Genomic DNA, 17973 nt, shown 5'->3' with positions numbered 1-17973 from the left:
CTGTTCATGACACCTGGGCAACCTTGCCGGTAACTTCAGTCGGCCGTCGGGCCTCCCTCACTCAGCAGCGCCGTTGCCCTGAGCGGGAGAGGCATTGGCTCCCGACAAGGCAGTGACCTGCACGATTTTGCCACCCATCCGCAGAATGCGCTGCATCTCGGCAGACAACCGACTGTAGGGAACGGTGGTGCTCAGGGTGCTGCGGCGAACTTTGGCAGAGGTGGCCAGAGCATCGGGCGGGTTGAGCAGACCGGTGTACTCAACTCGGTAAACCCGGCTGCCGGCTTCTGTCAGGGCTTCAGGGCTGGTGGTGCTTTGACCAAACATCGCTTTCCCCAGGTATCTATGAGACTTCGTTTGGAAGACAGGCAAACTGACCAGCGAACAAGCCGTACCGGCTATTCTCGCGAACCAGCACGCTGCCGTTGGGCAATGCCTACAATCCAAAGGCTAACTACCCCAGACTGGAGAGCAGGCGACCAACCCAACCGGCTTAAGAGAAGCCAAGGCGCCAAACCAACCTGGAAACAGGTGGAATAGACCTCTTTGGAGCCGTCGCCTGCTCTGGAGAGACACACAATTGGAAGACAAAGAAAGAGATCGTCCACTCCCAACAAGCAGGGATCTCTGCCCTGGGATCCCCTAGCTGAGGGCGTTGATGGCGTAATCGAAGTAGATGGCAGCTTCGTTGGCCGCTTGACCGCTCAGCATGCCCAGAGCGCGGCTCTTCATGTACTGCAGAGCCACGATGTACCAGCTGGGAGAGAGGTTAAAGGAGCGGTTCACTTCCCGCAGTCCGGCCACCAGGTATTCATCGAGGGGGCCGGTGCCACCTGCAACCAGAGAATAGGTAATGAAGCGGAGGTAGTAGCCGATGTCGCGGGCACACTTGGCCTGAAACACATCGCCGTGGCCCATTTCACCCGGCTGAGTCAGGTAAGGGAACCTCTTGAACACTTCCTGCACCGCTTCCCGCACCAGAGTTTGCTGGTTGTTGGTTAGGACACGGGCCGCTTCCAGAGAAGCAGCAGCACGCTGGTAACGACCATTCACGGCCTGCAGTTCGCTGGCATTCAGAAAACGCCCTTGATTGTCAGCGGCAGCAATCGCTTCAGTGATGACAGTTTTCACCTTGCAACTCCTAAATTCATCGATTGTGTTGTTAATGGACGTTCTGTAGGAAAGGCGGACTGGATTTCCACCTGCCTATCAGAAATGAGGGATCTAACGGATCTCAATTCTGAAAGGAACGACCAAGCTGGCTTCGACCCAAAGCTCAAACGATGGCGGCAGCAGCCTTATCGAAGTAGCTGGCCACTTCGCTTTGCAGCGCAGAGCAGTCCCCAGGGGTGATGCCTTTCGGATCCATGATCTTGGCCAGGGCTTCTTTCTTCATGGCAGCAATGCCGTTGGCCACAGAAGTGGTGGGCACCCCCAGAGCAATGTAGGTTTCCCGCAGGCCGTTCAGGCAGCGATCTTCCAGCACAGAGCTATCCCCGGCCAAGGTGGCATAGGTGATGTAGCGCAGGATGATCTCCATGTCCCGTAGGCAGGCAGCCATGCGGCGGTTGGTGTAGGCATTGCCGCCGGGAGCGATCAGATCTGGCTCTTGAGCAAACAAAGAGCGAGCTGCATTGGTTACGATTTGGGCGGCATTGCTGGTCATGCGGTTGACAGCATCTAGGCGCTTGTTGCCCTCTGCCACCAAAGCCGCCAAACGGTCAAAGTCTTGGTCACTTAAAAAGGCACCGCGTGCATCTGCCTGAGCGATCACCCGGGTAAAAGCATCTTGCATGATGGATCTCCTTCTGGTCTTTCCAAAAAGTGGTGAGCGACTGGCTGAACCTCCCAAAAGCCGAATCCCAAGCTTTTTTGCGGGATCCTCTTTGACCCCCAAAAATCAAGGATTCCGTGGCAGCAGACCCCCCACCGAACCCCTAAATTTTTAGATAGGTCAAGAACCTCTGCGACTTTCAGACAGCCGAGCATCCAGCCTAATTTTATATCGCGGGATGGATGAGTGTTTTGTGAAGATTTGCAAACCTACCAACCCCAAAATGTCTGCCTAGGCTGGGATCCCTGGACTGTGGGGCGCAGCAGGGGGGAAATGGGTCTACAGGCTGGCTTACGGAATGTAAACATTTGTTTTGAGATGGAAGCAACCTGAGTTGGCGCCCTCCTGAACAGAACTGACGTTCTCCCCACGGCTAAAGCCGGGGGATTTTTCCGCCGCTCCACGCTCCTCGCGCTTCGGTCAGCGCTCTGGAGTGGTCACCTCTTGCAGAGCCGCTTTGAGGGCTCGACAAAAGTGGGCTATTTGCTGCAGTCCTTCTTCAGGCGTGGGGGCTTTGGCCAGCCGTTGCACAAATGCGCTGCCCACAATCGCTGCATCTGCTCCCCAGAGAGCGATCTGGCGGGCCTGGTCGGGAGTGGAGATGCCGAAGCCCACCCCAATCGGCAGGGGGGTTTGTTGGCGCAGTTGCTGCAGCAAAGCCGGGATCCGCTTTTCCAGGGTGGCCCGTTCGCCGGTAACGCCGGTGGTGCTGACCAAGTAGACAAAGCCACTGGACTGCTGGGCAATGCGGCGCATGCGCTCCGGGGGGCTGGTGGGGGCCACCAGCAGGATGAGGTCGATCTCTTCGGCCTGGGCTGCTTGTCGCAGGGATCCCGCCTCTTCCAGAGGCAGATCGGGGACGACCAAGCCGGCACAGCCGGCCTGCCGCAGTTGATGCAGAAAGTTGGGGATGCCGAGCTGGTGGATGGGGTTGTAGTAGGTGAACAGGATCAGGGGGGCCTGCAGCGAGAGACAGCGCAAGCCTTGTAGAATGGCGCCCAAAGTGACTCCCCGACTGAGGGCGCGGGTGGCTGCTGCTTGGATCACCGGCCCATCGGCCAAGGGATCCGAGTAGGGTACCCCCAGCTCGATAAGATCGGCGCCGCTCTGATCCAGAACCTGCAAAGCCTCAAAGGTGGTTTCCAAGTTGGGATCCCCGGCGGTGAGGTAGGGGATGAGGGCTGCTTCACCGCGGCTGCGCAGCGCCTGGAAACAGGCTGTGATCCGGCTGGGCATGGGATCCATTCGATTCTGAGGAGATTGAGAGCATCCCCCACTGTAGCGTCTGCCGGGATCCCTAGGGGAGAGGCACAAAATCGTAGCCGGTACCGGAGCGGTTGCCGGGCTCAACCCGCACCAGCACATGGGGAGCATTGCGGTCGCCGGAGGGCAAGAAGCGCACTTCTCCGGAAGCGCCGTCCTGGAGGAGGAAGTTGGGATCCTGCAAACGGGCCAGCACAGCGTTGCGGCTGGTGGCTCCTTGGCTGAAAGCTTGCAAGAAAACCCGGGTGGCATCATAAGCCAGAGCGGTGCGCCAGCTCACCTGCCCTCCCCAGAGCTGGGCTGCCTTCTGGGCAAACTCGCGGTTGCGCGGCACCTGGGGATGCCAGGGTACCGCCACCACCAAGCCTTCTACCGCTGCTCCCCCGTCTTGCAATGTGGTGAGGCTGAAGAGCACATCGCCGCCCAGAAGAGCAAGGGGCTTACCAGCTACAGCGTTCTCGCGGGCTACGGCCAGCGCTTTTTCGGCTACGGAAGCCGTGGGAGCTAAAAAAGCTACCTGGGCTCCTTGGCCGACGGCCCTTTGCAGGCTGGCCTGGGGGTTGAAGTCCGACGCCGATAAGTCGAACTCCGCCAGCACGATGCCCCCTTCGCTGGTCAGGGTGGAGGCAAAGGCGTCCCGCAGGCTGGTACTGTAAGCGCTGTTGGGGTTGTAGAAGATGGCCACCCTTTGCAGCCGCAACGTGCTGAGAGCATAACGGGCCAGTTGCGTGCCGGCCACTTGATCCGAGGGCACGGTGCGAAAAATGGCATCCCCCAGCATGCTGATGCGGGTGCTGGTGGAGGTGGAGGAGATCATGGCCAAGCCGGCAGGCTGATAAACCTCGGCTGCAGCCAGGGTGGCGTCGCTGGTGTTATGGCCAATCACCCCCAAGATCTCGGGCTGGCTCACCAGAGCCTTGGCCACCGCCGTTGCTCGCTCAGGGTTGTCGCCATCGTCGGCAATCACTACCCGCAGCAGCCGTCCTCCGATTCCCCCCTGTTGGAAAAGCTCCTCCTGAGCTTGCGCCACCCCGCGCAGGGTCTCTTTGGCGCGGTTGGGGTTGCTGGAGATGGGCACCACCACCGCCAGGCTCAAGGGACTGCCCTGCTGCTGGGCACGGGCATTGTTCAAGAAAATGCGAGCTTCCGGGTCGTTGCGGTTGCTTTGCAGCCCCATCTCCAACACCGGGATGGCTGCGCTGAGGTTACCTTGGCGCAACAGCTCTGCAGCGGCAACGGCAGCGGGACTGCTATCGGCAAACAAGGTGCGCTCGCCGCTGGTCAGGAGCAGATCTTGTGCTCCACCCCCCAACCCTGGCAGCGATACTGGCGGTAGAGAAATGCCTTCCGGCCAGCGAACATAGCCCGCCCGCCAAGCACGATGACCGCCCCAGAGGAGCAATAGACCCAGGACGATGTAGACAATGGGTGGCGGAGACTTGACAACCATGATTCAGGGAAGAAAACGCCGACCTTCGGCCAGCAAAGACACTGCTCGCGCCCTCAGGGATCCTCAAAAACCCGTCTTTTCAAGGATTTTCAGAGGCTTCTCGAAGAATAACTTAAGGGTGGGGACGGTAGGAAGGGCTGTTGCGGTATTGGCGCTCTAGCTGCTCCACAATGGAAATGGGAACGGATGAGGTCTCGGAGGGCTCTTCTGGCGAGGTGCCGATCTGCGTCTCGGTCTCCACATTGAACTGCCGAGATGTTGCCCAAACCACTGCTGCAATCAGCAAAAGGACGATAGCGGCACCGTAAAGAAAGGCGACGATGGCCATCGGGTCAATGGTTTAGCTTTCCCCTTCCATGATAAAGGCTGTCGAGAATTACCCACTTCAGGATCCCTTGGAGCAAGCGCTGTGGGACTGGCATCGGGGACAGGCCAAGGGATCCCTTCTCTTACATGCCTACAGCCTGGAGGGGATCCCGCTGGCGGAAGAGCCCCAGGTGGTCTCCCCAGAGGTGTTCTTCACCCAAGAGTTGCCGGAGGTGGAAGCCTTGGCCTTGGAACTCTGCCGCGGTCGGGTGCTGGACATCGGCGCCGGTACGGGCCGCCACAGCCTGCTGCTGCAGGAGGAAGGATTGGCCGTGGCCGCTTTGGATCGCTCCCCTGTGGCTTTGCAGATTATGGCAGAGCGGGGGGTGCGTTGCTGCATTGCCGCCGATCTTTTCCACTGGGCGGGGCCAGGAGAGCCCTTCGATACCCTACTCCTGCTGATGAACGGCGTCGGCTTGGCGGGATCCCTGTCGGGCTTGGAGCGTTTTTTGCGCCTGGCTCGCCACTGGGTTCAGCCCACTGGCCAGTTGCTCCTGGATTCCACCGATTTGAGCGATGCCAGCGACCTCGCAGATCTGCGGAATCTGCCGGCAGAAGAGGGAGGGCGTTTAGAAAACTTGGAAGATCCCTCTGGCAAGCTGGCCGCTCCTGCCCACCTCGAAGCAGGTGGCTCAGAAGATTGGCAGGAAGGGAGCGAGGCAAAAGCCAAGGTAGTGAACTTTGTAGCCGAGTACAACGGCCAGCGGGGGGATCCCTTTCCCTGGCTATTTGTAGATCCGGAAACCCTGCTGCAGTGTGCCCACGCCAACGGCTGGCAGGGGCAGATTGTCTATCAAGAGCCGGAGGGGGCTTTTCTGGCACGCCTCACCCCCTTCTGAAGGACTCGCTAGTGGGAAAGGATCTGGGATAAAAACAGGCGGGAGCGCTCTTCTTTCGGATTGCTGAAAAACTCTTGGGGGGTGTTTTCCTCCACGATCTTGCCGCGGTCGAAGAAGATAATCCGATCCGCCACCTCGCGGGCAAAGCCCATCTCGTGGGTTACACACACCATGGTCATCCCCGAGCGGGCCAACTCCCGCATCACGTCCAGCACCTCCTTGATCATCTCTGGATCCAAGGCCGAGGTGGGCTCATCGAAGAGCATCACCGCCGGATTCATGGCCAAGGCGCGGGCAATCGCCACCCGCTGCTGCTGCCCCCCCGAAAGTTGCCCCGGGTATTTTTCTGCTTGCTCGGCGATCCCCACGCGGCTTAGCAGTTCCATAGCCCGCTCTATCGCCTCACTTTTTTTCATCTTTTTCACGTGGATTGGGCCAAGGGTTACATTTTGCAAAACCGTGAGATGGGGAAACAGGTTGAACTGTTGAAAAACCATGCCCACCTCGCGGCGAATGGCATCGATGTTGCGCAGGTCGCTGGTTAGCTCAATGCCATCTACCACAATGCGCCCTCTCTGGTGTTCTTCTAAGCGGTTCAACGTGCGAATAAACGTTGACTTGCCCGAACCTGAAGGCCCACAGACCACCACCACCTCTCCGCGGCGGATGCGGGTGGTAATGCCCTTGAGGACGTGGAAATCGCCGTACCATTTGTGAACATCTTCGCATTGGATAATGTCAGCGCTGGCTGCACTTTGCGGAGAGAGTGAAGACCTTATGTGCGGGGATCCTTGCATGGGTGGGTGACTCCCTAAGTTTCACCAAAGCAGGCATGGGTACCATGGCAGAACTGGCCGAGCCACAACCGTAGCCTCTGCAACATTTCCATACGCCCTGACATGTAAGGCTTTGAGAAAATCGTAGGCGCCTATGGCAAACCATTCTATGGGGTGTGGGGTGTGGCAGGAGTGTAACCCAATGGCACGGTATCTCGGTTGAAGTGCCGTGTATGAACGACTGTTGACGACGAAGATCTTGAGGATTGACATGGGGTAATTTTATGAACTGGATAAAGCATTTGAACGGATTGGCTCCCTTGGCCGGGGCACTGGCGTTGTCTATGGGCCTGCAGTCCCTTCCTGCTTGGGCGCAGCTGGGGCCGCTCACCGACCGCATCAAGGCTCGGGGCGAGTTGATCTGTGGGGTAAACAACCAACTGCCCGGATTCGGCAACCTGGATGACCAAGGCAAGTATGTGGGTTTTGATATCGACATCTGCCGGGCAGTAGCTGCCGCTCTCTTTGGAGATCCGGACAAGGTTCGATACGTCTACCTGACGGCGGCCAATCGCCAGTCTGCGATTCAGTCGGGCGAGGTCGATATGATTAGCCGCAACACCACCTGGACCCTCACCCGGGATCGCGAGTGGGCGGTGACCTTCGGCCCCACCACCTACTACGACGGCCAAGGATTTATGGTGCGGAAGTCGCTGGGGGTGGAAAAGCTGGAAGACCTGAACGGGGCCACCATCTGTGTGATTGCCGGCACCACCACCGAGCTGAACTTGGCGGATACCTTCCGCGCCCGTGGCATTGCCTTTACGCCAGTAACCTTCGACGGCGATGATTCCTCTTTCAACGCCTACGAAGAGGGCCGTTGCGATGCCATCACCAGCGACCAAAGCGCCCTCATCTCCCGCCGGGCCAGCTTGGCTTCTCCTGATGACCACGTGATCTTGCCGGAGATCATTTCCAAAGAGCCCTTGGGGCCGCTGGTTCCCCACGGAGATGAGAGTTTCTCCGACATTATGAACTGGACGGTCTACGCCCTCTTCTATGCAGAAGAAAAGGGGATCACCAGCGCCAATGTGGACGAGTTCCTCAAGTCCGAGGATCCCGACATTCGCCGCTTCTTGGGCCAGGAAGGCAACCTGGGAGAGCTGCTGGGCCTGAAGCCGGATTGGGTGGTCAATGTCATCAAGGCGGTGGGCAACTACGGCGAGATCTTCAACCGCCACCTGACCCCCTTGGGCGTGCCGCGGGGCTTGAACCAGCCCTACACCAAAGGTGGGATCCAGTACGCGCCGCCTTTCCGCTGATCGGCTGATTCGGAATCCGGGCCTAGGGATCCCGGTTGGTCAGTACCGGCCAGGGATCCCCTATTCTCTGCTGTGCTCTGAATTTTTGCTTGCCCCGCATGACTTCTCTGTCCGACCAGTCCCACCTTCGCCCCCCCTGGTGGCGGGATGAGCGTATCCTGAAGCTCTTGCTGCAGGTGGCCTTTGTCGTGGCCGTGCTGCTGGTGTTCGGGATCCTCGCCCAAAATCTCCTCGCCAGCATGCGTCGCCTGGGCATCAGTTTGGGCTTTCGCTTTTTGGGCAACTCTGCCAACTTTGGGATCACCGAGGGGCTGATCCCCTACGACCCTTCCGAGAGCTACCTGAAGGCTCTGGCGGTGGGAGCGGTGAACACCCTCTGGCTGTCGGCAGTCAGCATTGTGTTGGCGACGGCGATGGGCTTTGTCCTGGGGATGGCTCGCCTCTCCAGCAACTGGCTGGCCCGCCAATTGGCTACCGTCATCACCGAGATCTTTCGCAATGTCCCGGTGCTGCTGATCGTGATCTTCTGGTACCAGGGGGTGATCCTCACTCTGCCGGGGGTGCGCAACAGTCTCTCCATCGGCGGGCTTGTCTTTATCAACCAGCGGGGAGTGAAGCTGCCCGGGTTGGATCCCAGCGGCTGGCTGGTTCCCGCGCTGGCCATTGTAATCGCGGCTGGGTGGGGGATCCGCAAGCTGCTCCTGGCCCGTCGCCCCGAGCTGGGATCCCGGCAGCGGAACCTGTGGGTGGCTGCGGGGGTGGCGCTGCTGGCGGTGGCCTGCTGGGTGCTCTTCCCAGAGCCGCCGGTGCGGCTGGATGTCCCGGTACTGGAGCGCTTTAACTTCCGGGGTGGGATCCAGCTTTCGGCGGAGTTTACCGCCATGATGCTGGGCTTGGTGACCTACACCGGCTGCTACATTGCCGAAGTGGTGCGGGGATCCTTTTTGGCGGTGCCGCGGGGGCAGTGGGAGGCGGCCCGGGCCGTCGGCCTGTCGGAGCTGGAAACCTTTCGCTTGGTGATTGTGCCCCAGGCCCTGCGGATCATGATCCCCTCGTTGAACACTCAGTATCTCACCCTGATCAAAAACTCCAGCTTGGCCATTGCCGTTGGCTTTTCCGATCTGTTCAACATCAGCAGCACCATCATCAATCAGTCGGGACGCTCGGTGGAGATGTTCGCCATCCTCATGGCCACCTACCTGACCTTTAACCTGGTGGTTTCCTACGGCATGAACTGGCTCAATGCCCGCGTCAAATTGGTGGAGCGCTAACCCATGCCCAGCAGTCTCTCCTCTCCCCTTGTAGAAGAAAAGGTACTCCCCCCCAGGGAGAAACAAAGTCCTCTGGCTTGGGTGCGCCGCAACCTGTTCGACTCCTGGCTGAGCACCTTGCTCACCTTGGTCTCTGCCTTGGTGTTGGCCTGGGCAATTTCCCTGTTCTGGAACTGGGCGTTCACCCAAGCCCGCTGGGAGGTGATCCCGGCCAACCTCAAAATCTTTGCCAGCGGCACCTACCCCAGCAGCCAACTGTGGCGGGTGTGGGCGGTGTTGGGAATTGTGCTGGCCACCTTGGGGGTAGCGGGGGGGACTTGGGGCGGTGTGCTGCTGCACTACCTCATTCTCTTGGGAGCTGCTATGGGCTTGGCCGCGTTCCTGCCTTTGGGAACCCAGTCGCAGGGGTGGCTGGCGGTTTGCTCTGGAGCGACTTTTGCCGCTATTGCCCTCAGTCGCGGACGGGAATCCTGGCGGCTGGCTTCCATCTGGGTTTGGGCCTTGATCTTGCCCCTCTGTCTGGAGCTGCTGCTGGGCAACCTGGGCCCCCCTTGGCCGGCAGTGCGGGCTGAGCAACTGTCTGGACTGCTGCTTACCTTGATCTTGGCGGCAGCCGCCATGATCATCGGCTTTCCCATCGGGGTGTTGCTGGCATTGGGCCGGGCCAATCGGGCGTTGCCGGTAATCCGGATCTTCTGCACGCTGGTGATCGAGCTGGTGCGGGGGGTGCCCCTGACCACCATTCTGTTTGCCGCCTGGCTGTTGGTGCCCTTCTTTCTGGGGGGGATCAGCGTCAACCTGATCATCAGGGCGGAGGTGGCCTTCATCTTGTTTACAGCCGTGTACGTGGCCGAGGACGTGCGGGGCGGCCTGCAGTCGATCCCGCTGGGCCAGCTAGAAGCGGCACGGGCACTCGGCTTGAACCCCTTTCAAGTGACGGCTCTGGTGATTTTGCCCCAGGCGTTGCGGGCAGCTGTTCCGGCGCTGGTGAACGAGTTCCTCACTCTCTTCAAAGACACGTCGCTGGTGTTCATTGTCGGCCTCATCGACCTGCTGCAGGCGGGGCGCGTGGTGTTCACCAACCCCAACTGGCTAGGCACCCAGCGGGAAGTGCTGTTTTTTATCGGCCTGATCTACTTTATCTGCTGCTTTGCCATGGCTTACGCCGCCCAGCAGGTGGAAAAGGCGCTGGGCTTGGGCAAGCGCTAGAAATTGCAGCCACTCCCCTTCCCAGTTTCATCTGCTCAGGCCCCGGGATCCCCTTAACAGGCCAGGGCTACATCCCCCTATAGCGGCTCGACAAGTGCTTTTCCCTGGAGAGGGGGCAGCGCTAAGATAGCGGGGAACGTCTCGTTACACCTTGGCCCATGACCCTTGCCTCTGAGACCGAATCCCCGGAGCAAGCCGCGGCGGCCCCTGAGTCTGGTCGGGTGCGGGATCCGGAGTTTCCCTACGAGGTCGAGATGACCTTGATGGAGCACTTGGAAGAGCTGCGCAGCCGCCTGTTGGCCAGCGTGATCGCGGTGGCGATCTGCATCATCGCCTGCTTTGCCGTGGTGAATCGCATTGTCGCCCTGCTGGAGGTGCCCGCGCAGGGGGTTACCTTTTTGCAACTGGCGCCGGGGGAGTATTTTTTCGTTTCTGTGAAGGTGGCGGCCTACTCGGGGTTATTGCTGGCCACGCCCTTTTTGCTCTACCAAATTGCCCGCTTCGTCTTGCCGGGGCTGAGCGTGAAGGAGCGCAAGCTGCTGGGGCCGGTGGTGCTGGGATCCAGCCTTCTCTTTGTGGCCGGCTTGGTCTTTGCCTACTATCTCCTCATTCCGGCGGCGCTCAACTTTTTCATTCGCTACGGCGAAGGGGTGGTGGATCAGGCTTGGTCCATCGACCGCTACTTTGAGTTTGTGCTGCTGCTGCTGTTCAGCACCGGCCTGGCCTTTCAGGTGCCGATTTTGCAGGCGCTGCTGGGGGCGCTGGGTCTGGTGACTGCCGAGCAGATGTTCAAGGGCTGGCGCTACGTGGTTCTGGGCGCGGTGGTGGCGGGGGCCATTCTCACCCCCTCGACGGATCCCCTTACCCAGAGCCTTTTGGCCGGGGCTGTGACGTTTCTATATTTGTTTGGCATTCTGCTGGTGAAGCTCCTTGGCAAATGAGCCGAAGCTGCATGCGCTGATCTTGGCGGCTGGGTTTTCCACGCGGATGGGAGAGCCGAAAGCCTTTCTGCCCTGGAAAGACGGGCAAACCCTGCTCTCTTACCAGATTTTTCAGTGGCGACAGGCGGGGTTTCAACCCTGGGTGGTGCTGGGATCCCAGCATCTGGCGGCAGCCCAACCCCACTTGGCAGGGGCAGAGGTGCTGGTCAATTCGGCTCCTGAGCTGGGCAAGACCCATTCCATTCGGGTGGGGGTGGAAGGGATCCCTGCCGATTTTCAGGTGCTGGCCATTTCGGCGGTGGATCAGCCCCGTCCGGCGTGGATCTACCACAGCTTGCTGGAGTACCATCTGCGCCATCGCGCTTGGGTTACTGTGCCGGTGCATCGAGGACGACGGGGGCACCCTACCCTGATCGACAGGCGCTTGCGGGAAAAGCTGTTGGATCTCCGAGAAGAAACCCTGGGCCTGCGCCGGTTGTTGCAGGATCTGGGCAGGCGGGTACAGGAGGTGGAGCTCTACACTCCTGAGATCTTCCTGGACTGCAATACCCCTGCCGATATGGAGGCCGCTGCTGCCGGTTGCGACAGCGTTGCCCAGGAGTGAGGGGATCCCCTTCAGCACTTGTCCTGCGACCGGTCGCCTCAGCGGTACCGAGCACTTCGGCGTTGCCCAGCAAGATGTTCTTCCCATTGCTCGTATGAGAAAGGGCCTTTATCCTGCCAGCACCTACGATCCTGCCTGCCCGGTCGGCAGCTACTGGGAGAGCACGATAGCAGATCCCGGTTGGCGGCATCCGGCACCTTTGCAGGAGCAGGTGAGCGCTGAGGTGGTCATTGTGGGGGGAGGATTGACGGGGCTATCGACGGCCTTGCACCTGGCCCGCGACCACGGCATCCATGCTTGTCTGCTGGAGGCGGGATCCCTGGGTTGGGGGGCCTCGGGACGCAACGGTGGCTTTTGCGGGGTGGGGTCGAGCCACCTTACCCACACCCAGATGGTGCGGCGGGTGGGCCTGGCAGAGACAGAGCGCTACTACCGGGATCAATGGCAGGCAGTGGAAACCGTTCAGGAGCTGGCGGCCAGCGAGGGCTTCTCCCTAGAGGCTCAGGGACAGGGCTGCTATGCAGTGGCCCATCGTCCACAGGCATGGTCGGAGTTAGAGGCCGAGTACCAGATCTGTACTCAGGTGGCGGGCTACCCGGCCCAGCTCCTCAACCCCAAAGAGCTGCGGGAACGCGGCTTCAACAGCCAAGAGAACCACGGCGCTTTGCACATCGGGGTGGGGTTTGGCCTCAACCCCCTCAAGCTCACCCAAGGACTGGCCCAAGCGGCCCACCGGTGGGGGGCGAAGCTGTACAGCGGCAGTCCGGTCACGGCCTGGGAAAAGGTGGGATCCCAACACATCTGTCACACGCCGGGAGGAACGGTGCGCGCTCGGCACTTGGTCATTGCCACCAATGGCTACACCCCAGAGGCCCTGTATCCCCAACTGGCGGGATCCCTGTTGCCGGCACTGTCCAACATCCTGGTCACCCGACCTCTGACGCCTCAGGAGCAGAAAGCGCAAGGGTGGTGGAATCCGACGCCACTCTACGACATGCGGCGGCTGCTGTTTTATTACCGCCTACTGCCGGATGGGCGTTTGCTGTTTGGGGGGCGGGGCGGCACCCGCGATACCCCGACGGAGCGACGGCAGTTGCGCGCTTGGATGACCCGACAGCTCTATCGTCTTTTCCCTGCTTGGGAAGGGGTGGAGATCGAGTATGCCTGGAATGGACTGGTCTGCCTTTCTCGACAGTTTCACCCCCATATTGGCCCTTCGCCGGCGGATCCCAGCCTGTGGTACGGCTTGGCCTATCACGGCAGCGGTGTAGCCACGGCGGTGTGGGCGGGCAAAATGCTGGCCCAGGAGATCGCCGGGATCCCTTCTCAGATGAGCGCTCTGTTTCGCCAGCCGCCCCGCTCTTTCCCTTTGCCCTGGCTACGGCTTCACTACCTGCGGCTGGGGTATCTTTGGTGGCAGTTGACGGATGGATAGCCTCTCCAAGTGTGCGGGGGATCCCTCTGTTCGGCAGAGAAGTCCTGCCCTAGTCTGGTCGTAGTTGGGTGGAAACCATCGCTTGTTGTTGCTCCCGAGGTATCCAGTGCTGCTCACGTCTTGCCATCGGCCCAGTCCAGATCCGTCTCCTCTCCAAACCCAATCGGCAGCCTGTCGCCGCCAACGGCTTTCGCAAGCAGGGCAGCGGCTGGGGTTTGCTCTGCTGCTCAGCCTACCCACCATGTTTTGGCCTTGGCCCCCCGGATTTGCCCAAATTGCCGGATCCCTTCTCAGCCCCTTGGTGGCGGCTTGGATCCGTTCTGAGGTGCAGAGGGTCGATAACCTGCAAGTGCAAATTGTCGGCTCTGACGCCCAGATTTTGAATGGGCAGATCCCTCAAGCCCAGGTGTCGGGAGACAACCTCAGCTATCAAGGCTTTCAGATCAGTCATCTGCGGCTGCAGGGCCAGGATATTCGCCTCAATGTGGGCGAAGCCATCCAAGGACGGAGCCCACTGCGGCTATTGGCCCCTGTGCCGGTGCAGGTGAGCTTGCGCCTTACCGAGGAAGACCTGAACCGCACCCTCCAGGCTCCCCTCATCCAAGCCCAACTGGCTCAGGCCCAGGTGCAGTTGCCTGTTGGGGGCCAAGTGGTGCCTTTTCTTATCCGCCAGCCTCAGGTCACGCTGGAACAGGGTCGGCTGCGCATCCAGGCCAACTTAACCACTCCCGAAGGGGTGGAAGCGCCGGTGACGGTGCTGACCGGCCTAGAAGCCCAAGGTCCCAACCGGTTGCGGCTGGTCAATCCCCTCTGGGTGAGCGAAGGCCAAGAGATCCCCATCCCCGGCCTGGCCGATTTCCCCATTCAGTTGGATCCCGGCGTGCGCATCGACCGCTTGGAGGTGCAGCCCGGCCAAATCCTCTACGAAGGGATCCTGACCATTTACCCAGAAGTCGCAACTGTGCCGCAGGGATAGTTCGCCTGGGCAGGACGGAGACCTTTCCCGTTCAGCAACGGGTGTGATCGGGATCAATCTCAAAGGGTGTGCCTCTGGGCGAGGATCCCTCTAGCAACCGGAGGGAAAGGGATCTTGCTGGCCGTTTGCGTTGGTGCCCCGTCGGGAACCGCACCGTCCACAAGACGAGAGCGGCATCGACTCCCTTCGGTAGCCGGGCAGGAGTGGTGTATTGAGGTGAGATCATGATCCAGCCATCCAACTGCAAACTCGACCCCTGGGTCGCGGTAGCGGTGCGGAGCACTTGCGGCTGGGCGCTGCTGCTGATTTTGTCGGTTGGTTTTTTGGGGGGATGTGCTGGCGACCCGGTTTCTACAGTCCCTCTGGATGGCGCTGCTGTCGGCACCCGCACGGCCACTCCCGAAGGCCGATCCTTTTCCGATATTCAGCCTGGTCGGGATCCCCGTCTGAAGCATCTTTGGGCCAGCTTTGTCATCAGCCCCCAGCAATTGCAATCTGCCCGCGAGGCTTCTGTCTCTCTCCATCCGCAGGCCATTTTTCCCTGCACCGACTGCGAAAGCCTGCCGGGATCCCCGCCCCCCACTGCTTCCCCCGCTCCAGGCACCTACCGATCTGACCAGCTCACCTTCTCCTTCCGGGTTGAGCCCAATGAGACGTCCACCCGCCTCAGGGGTAGCTTTCACCTGGATACCACCACGCCTCTGATCCACCCCGGAGCAGGGGTGCGCTTGGTAATCCAACGGGCTTTCTGGGGGGAAGACCCGCTGGAACCGCTGCCACCTCCCCAGGACTTTCACCCTCAGCAGATCATCCGAGGCCAGTTCCAGGAGCGCAGTTGGATCCTCCCTTTCTCCCTGCCGCATCCCCCTGCCGGTGAGGTCTTGCCGCCGCTGCGGCTGGAGGTTGTCCTTACCTCGCCGATCCCACCTGACTCTGCCCCCTTTCAACGGGGTAGGCCGCTGCCGCCGCCTCCGGGCCGGCTATATCACGGGGCTGCTTGGCCGGGCATTCCCACTTGGGATCAGCTCTTGTCCTACCGCCAGGCCATTGGTCAACCCCCCGCCTGGGCAGCCGTGGATCACCTCTGGGATCCCCGCCAGGACTTTCCACAGCAGTTGGCCAGTCGCCTGCGGGAAAGCGGCTCAGTCCCCTACCTGCGCCTGCGGCTAGATCCAGCCCAACTTTCTGCCTTGGCCAATGGGGATCACGATGAGACCTTGCGCTCTTGGGCCCGCGGGATCCAGCGCTTTGCCACCCCCATCATCCTGGCCGTCGTTGTTGGCGACGGGGATCCCGAACGCGCTCGCGGTAGCGGTGGGGAGCCCTTTGGTGGGACGGAGTCCTCGCTGCAACAACGGGCTTACCAACACCTGATGCAAACCCTGCGCTCTGTTCGCGTTAGCGGGACGGAGTCCCCGGCCAATTTGCTCTGGGTGGTGGAGCTGGACAGAGAAGATGCCAAGGCCGTGTCCACCTGGGCTCGGTTCCCTGAGATGGACTGGCTGAGCCTACAGGTAACGGGGGATCCCGCCGCTTTTGAACCGCTGTACCGCCGCCTTGAGGCCCTCAACCCGGAAGTGCCTGTGGTGATCCGCGGGCCGGCTCCGGGCTCAGCAACCTCTCAACCGCTGCTGGAAGGTCTGGAGGCGCAGCGCTGGCCTCAGGTGATCGGCTGGAGCTGGACTTTAAGCCCGGACGGGATCCCTCCTGCAGCCGCACAAGATTGGCGGCAGCATCTGCAACAGGGGGATCCCCAGATATGGCTGGGGGAAATGCGGGTGCAGCCCCCGCCCAGCCCCCTTCCCTCGCCCAAGCTCTGAGAAAGGACGACCTGTCTGGAAAAACCTCCCGGAAAAGTCGATAATAAGCCAGCCGTTTTACCTTTCCTTCAGGAATTGTGGCCCTGATCCCCTCATCACCTCCCCTGTCCCGCTTCGCCCAGGCCATCCAGCGGGGGGAATTTCTGCTCACCGCCGAGATCACCCCCCCCAAGGGATCCGACACCAGCACCCTGCTGTCTTTGGCCCAGCAGCTCAAGGGGCGGGTGCATGCCATCAACATCACGGACTCCAACCGAGCCATGGCCCGCATGAGCCCGTTGGCGGCCTCGGTGCTGTTGCATCAGGCGGGTGTTGAACCGATCCTGCAGTTGGCCTGTCGGGATCGCAACCGCCTGGCCCTGCAAGGGGATCTGTTGGGGGCCTCAGCTCTCGGCCTGCGCAATGTGTTGGCCCTCACCGGGGATCCCATCCACATCGGCGATTGCCCCGATGCCCGCCCCGTATTCGATCTGGAGTCGGTGCGCTTGCTGCAGCTTATCCAACGGCTGAACAATGGCCTCGATTGCAACGGCAAACCTCTCCCGGATGGGGGCACGCATCTGTTGGCAGGGGCAGCGGTAGAACCCCAATCGGGCAGCTTTTCCGGCCTGGAGCGGCGCTTCCACCGCAAGCTGGAAAACGGGGCCCAATTTTTCCAAAGCCAGATGGTCACCGACTTCGAGCAGCTGGAGCGCTTCATGGATAAGTTGGGCCGTCCCGCCGGCAAGCCCATCCTGGCTGGCATCTTTTTGCTCAAGTCGGCCAAAAATGCCGAGTTTATCAACCGCAACCTGCCAGGAGTGAAGATCCCAGACGAGATTATCCAGCGGCTGGCCAACGCCGCCCACCCCCTCGAAGAAGGGATCCGCATTGCCGCCGAACAGGTGCGGCAGGCCCGCCAGATCTGCCATGGGGTGCATCTGATGGCCGTCAAAGCCGAGCACCTCATCCCCCGCATTCTGGATGAGGCCGGGATCCCTCCCCTGACCGGCTAGCTCAACACTTGCTCCAGCCCGTAGACCAAACCTTTGAGCTGCAGCACCTTGCGGATCCCCAGGATCACTCCCGGCATAAAAGCTATCCGATCCGTGGTGTCGTGTCTCAAGGTGAGGGTTTGCCCCATCCCACCAAAAATGACCTCCTGATGGGCGATCAACCCCGGCAGACGAACGCTGTGAATGGGAATGTTGGGGCCAGAGAGCCCTCCCCGCGCACCGGGGATCAGCTCTTTTTCTTCCACTGAGGACTCCGTCCCGCTGTCGCGAACGGGCGGGTTAAAGGTTTTGCCCAATTGTCCCAGCCGTTGGGCCGTCTGTAGAGCCGTGCCGCTGGGGGCATCCGCTTTGCGGTTGTGGTGCAGCTCGATGATCTCGACATGGTCAAAATACTGGGCCGCCTGCAGCGCCATCTGCTGCAGCAAAATCATGCCGATGGCAAAATTGGGCGCGATTAAACAGCCCACACCCGACTTGTCCGCCAGATCCCGCAGCCGCTCCACCTGCTCCGGCGTCAGGCCCGTCGTCCCCACCACCGGACGCACGCCAAAGGCAATGGCCGAGCGAACATGTTCAAATGCCGACCAAGGATGGGTAAAATCCACCATCACGCCGCGGTTGCTCCGCTGCGACAACCTCAGCAACTGCCCCGACAAGTCATCGGTAATCTCCACCCCCAGGGATCCCAGGCCCAGCACCTCGCCAATATCCGAGCCCAGTTGAGAGCGGGCCACCGCCCCCACCAACCTCATGTCGGGCGTCTGGGCAACGGCTCGCACCACCTCTCGCCCCATTTTGCCCAAGGCCCCCACCACCAAAACCGGAATGGGGGATGTAGCCGCTTCTGGAGCTGTCAACTCCTGAAAGTGCTC

Annotated in this window: 18 protein-coding genes; 10 read left to right on the top strand and 8 right to left on the bottom strand. The window is 60.8% G+C overall.

Annotation, left to right across the window (positions count from 1 at the left end; genetic code table 11):
- Positions 1-57: 57 nt before the first annotated feature.
- The 6 genes from ACVWZJ_RS05620 to ACVWZJ_RS05595 form a co-directional block, all read right to left on the bottom strand.
- Positions 58-327, bottom strand: a complete 270-nt coding sequence (locus ACVWZJ_RS05620) for a phycobilisome linker polypeptide (protein WP_011432575.1) — start codon at positions 325-327, stop codon at positions 58-60.
- Positions 328-642: 315 nt separating this feature from the next.
- Complete coding sequence (locus tag ACVWZJ_RS05615) at positions 643-1131, bottom strand: globin family protein (RefSeq protein WP_011432574.1); 489 nt, start codon at positions 1129-1131, stop codon at positions 643-645.
- A 145-nt stretch (positions 1132-1276) separates the two neighbouring features.
- Complete coding sequence (locus ACVWZJ_RS05610; RefSeq protein WP_011432573.1) at positions 1277-1795, bottom strand: phycocyanin subunit beta; 519 nt, start codon at positions 1793-1795, stop codon at positions 1277-1279.
- A gap of 459 nt (positions 1796-2254) precedes the next feature.
- Positions 2255-3070 carry a tryptophan synthase subunit alpha gene (gene trpA, locus ACVWZJ_RS05605; RefSeq protein WP_011432571.1) on the bottom strand — a complete coding sequence of 272 codons (816 nt, stop codon included), beginning with the start codon at positions 3068-3070 and terminating at the stop codon, positions 2255-2257.
- Between the two features lie 61 nt (positions 3071-3131).
- A complete protein-coding gene (locus ACVWZJ_RS05600) occupies positions 3132-4547 on the bottom strand; it encodes an ABC transporter substrate-binding protein (protein ID WP_457395180.1) in 1416 nt (471 codons plus the stop codon).
- A 112-nt stretch (positions 4548-4659) separates the two neighbouring features.
- Positions 4660-4875 carry a hypothetical protein gene (locus ACVWZJ_RS05595; protein WP_414405379.1) on the bottom strand — a complete coding sequence of 72 codons (216 nt, stop codon included), beginning with the start codon at positions 4873-4875 and terminating at the stop codon, positions 4660-4662.
- Positions 4876-4903: 28 nt separating this feature from the next.
- Between ACVWZJ_RS05595 and ACVWZJ_RS05590 the strand changes: the two genes are divergently transcribed.
- Positions 4904-5752, top strand: a complete 849-nt coding sequence (locus ACVWZJ_RS05590) for a class I SAM-dependent methyltransferase (RefSeq protein ID WP_457395177.1) — start codon at positions 4904-4906, stop codon at positions 5750-5752.
- A gap of 8 nt (positions 5753-5760) precedes the next feature.
- Here the strand turns inward: ACVWZJ_RS05590 and ACVWZJ_RS05585 are convergent, their stop codons facing one another.
- A complete protein-coding gene (locus ACVWZJ_RS05585) occupies positions 5761-6549 on the bottom strand; it encodes an amino acid ABC transporter ATP-binding protein (protein WP_011432567.1) in 789 nt (262 codons plus the stop codon).
- 263 nt (positions 6550-6812) lie between these two features.
- Here ACVWZJ_RS05585 and ACVWZJ_RS05580 point away from each other — a divergent pair, with 263 nt between their 5' ends.
- The 9 genes from ACVWZJ_RS05580 (at position 6813) to ACVWZJ_RS05540 (ending at position 17101) form a co-directional block, all read left to right on the top strand.
- Positions 6813-7850 (top strand): amino acid ABC transporter substrate-binding protein, encoded by a 1038-nt coding sequence (locus ACVWZJ_RS05580; protein WP_414419060.1) that lies wholly within the window; start codon positions 6813-6815, stop codon positions 7848-7850.
- A 98-nt stretch (positions 7851-7948) separates the two neighbouring features.
- On the top strand, positions 7949-9121 hold the full coding sequence (locus ACVWZJ_RS05575) for an amino acid ABC transporter permease (RefSeq protein WP_457395172.1): 1173 nt from the start codon (positions 7949-7951) through the stop codon (positions 9119-9121).
- Between the two features lie 3 nt (positions 9122-9124).
- Positions 9125-10330, top strand: a complete 1206-nt coding sequence (locus ACVWZJ_RS05570; RefSeq protein WP_457395169.1) for an amino acid ABC transporter permease — start codon at positions 9125-9127, stop codon at positions 10328-10330.
- Between the two features lie 158 nt (positions 10331-10488).
- A complete protein-coding gene (gene tatC / locus ACVWZJ_RS05565; RefSeq protein ID WP_457392557.1) occupies positions 10489-11271 on the top strand; it encodes a twin-arginine translocase subunit TatC in 783 nt (260 codons plus the stop codon).
- Positions 11261-11875, top strand: coding sequence for a nucleotidyltransferase family protein (locus ACVWZJ_RS05560; protein WP_011432563.1), 615 nt, complete (start codon positions 11261-11263; stop codon positions 11873-11875). The genes tatC and ACVWZJ_RS05560 overlap by 11 nt, the downstream gene beginning before the upstream one ends.
- A complete protein-coding gene (locus ACVWZJ_RS05555; protein WP_457395165.1) occupies positions 11862-13310 on the top strand; it encodes an NAD(P)/FAD-dependent oxidoreductase in 1449 nt (482 codons plus the stop codon). Before ACVWZJ_RS05560 ends, ACVWZJ_RS05555 begins: the two co-directional genes overlap by 14 nt.
- 85 nt (positions 13311-13395) lie before the next feature.
- Entirely contained in the window at positions 13396-14286 is an 891-nt protein-coding gene (locus ACVWZJ_RS05550) for an LmeA family phospholipid-binding protein (protein ID WP_457395163.1), read from the top strand.
- A gap of 224 nt (positions 14287-14510) precedes the next feature.
- Positions 14511-16106 (top strand): hypothetical protein, encoded by a 1596-nt coding sequence (locus ACVWZJ_RS05545; protein WP_457395160.1) that lies wholly within the window; start codon positions 14511-14513, stop codon positions 16104-16106.
- 77 nt (positions 16107-16183) lie between these two features.
- The gene (locus ACVWZJ_RS05540; protein ID WP_011432559.1) at positions 16184-17101 is read left to right on the top strand and encodes a methylenetetrahydrofolate reductase; all 918 of its coding nucleotides are present in this window, start codon (positions 16184-16186) and stop codon (positions 17099-17101) included.
- Here ACVWZJ_RS05540 and dapB read toward each other — a convergent pair.
- A complete protein-coding gene (dapB, locus tag ACVWZJ_RS05535; protein WP_457395194.1) occupies positions 17098-17958 on the bottom strand; it encodes a 4-hydroxy-tetrahydrodipicolinate reductase in 861 nt (286 codons plus the stop codon). The genes ACVWZJ_RS05540 and dapB overlap by 4 nt on opposite strands.
- Positions 17959-17973: the final 15 nt, after the last annotated feature.

This window comes from Thermostichus sp. OS-CIW-29, assembly GCF_054058195.1.
Note: the sequence above shows the minus strand (reverse complement) of the source record. Positions and strands in the feature narration are given on the sequence as shown.

What these genes read in the sequence shown, in the direction of transcription:
- ACVWZJ_RS05620 (WP_011432575.1), bottom strand. Translation starts at nt 327, where the DNA reads ATGTTTGGTCAAAGCACCACCAGCCCTGAAGCCCTGACAGAAGCCGGC.
- ACVWZJ_RS05610 (WP_011432573.1), bottom strand. Translation starts at nt 1,795, where the DNA reads ATGCAAGATGCTTTTACCCGGGTGATCGCTCAGGCAGATGCACGCGGT.
- trpA (WP_011432571.1), bottom strand. Translation starts at nt 3,070, where the DNA reads ATGCCCAGCCGGATCACAGCCTGTTTCCAGGCGCTGCGCAGCCGCGGT.
- ACVWZJ_RS05600 (WP_457395180.1), bottom strand. Translation starts at nt 4,547, where the DNA reads ATGGTTGTCAAGTCTCCGCCACCCATTGTCTACATCGTCCTGGGTCTA.
- ACVWZJ_RS05595 (WP_414405379.1), bottom strand. Translation starts at nt 4,875, where the DNA reads ATGGCCATCGTCGCCTTTCTTTACGGTGCCGCTATCGTCCTTTTGCTG.
- ACVWZJ_RS05590 (WP_457395177.1), top strand. Translation starts at nt 4,904, where the DNA reads ATGATAAAGGCTGTCGAGAATTACCCACTTCAGGATCCCTTGGAGCAA.
- ACVWZJ_RS05585 (WP_011432567.1), bottom strand. Translation starts at nt 6,549, where the DNA reads ATGCAAGGATCCCCGCACATAAGGTCTTCACTCTCTCCGCAAAGTGCA.
- ACVWZJ_RS05580 (WP_414419060.1), top strand. Translation starts at nt 6,813, where the DNA reads ATGAACTGGATAAAGCATTTGAACGGATTGGCTCCCTTGGCCGGGGCA.
- ACVWZJ_RS05575 (WP_457395172.1), top strand. Translation starts at nt 7,949, where the DNA reads ATGACTTCTCTGTCCGACCAGTCCCACCTTCGCCCCCCCTGGTGGCGG.
- ACVWZJ_RS05570 (WP_457395169.1), top strand. Translation starts at nt 9,125, where the DNA reads ATGCCCAGCAGTCTCTCCTCTCCCCTTGTAGAAGAAAAGGTACTCCCC.
- tatC (WP_457392557.1), top strand. Translation starts at nt 10,489, where the DNA reads ATGACCCTTGCCTCTGAGACCGAATCCCCGGAGCAAGCCGCGGCGGCC.
- ACVWZJ_RS05545 (WP_457395160.1), top strand. Translation starts at nt 14,511, where the DNA reads ATGATCCAGCCATCCAACTGCAAACTCGACCCCTGGGTCGCGGTAGCG.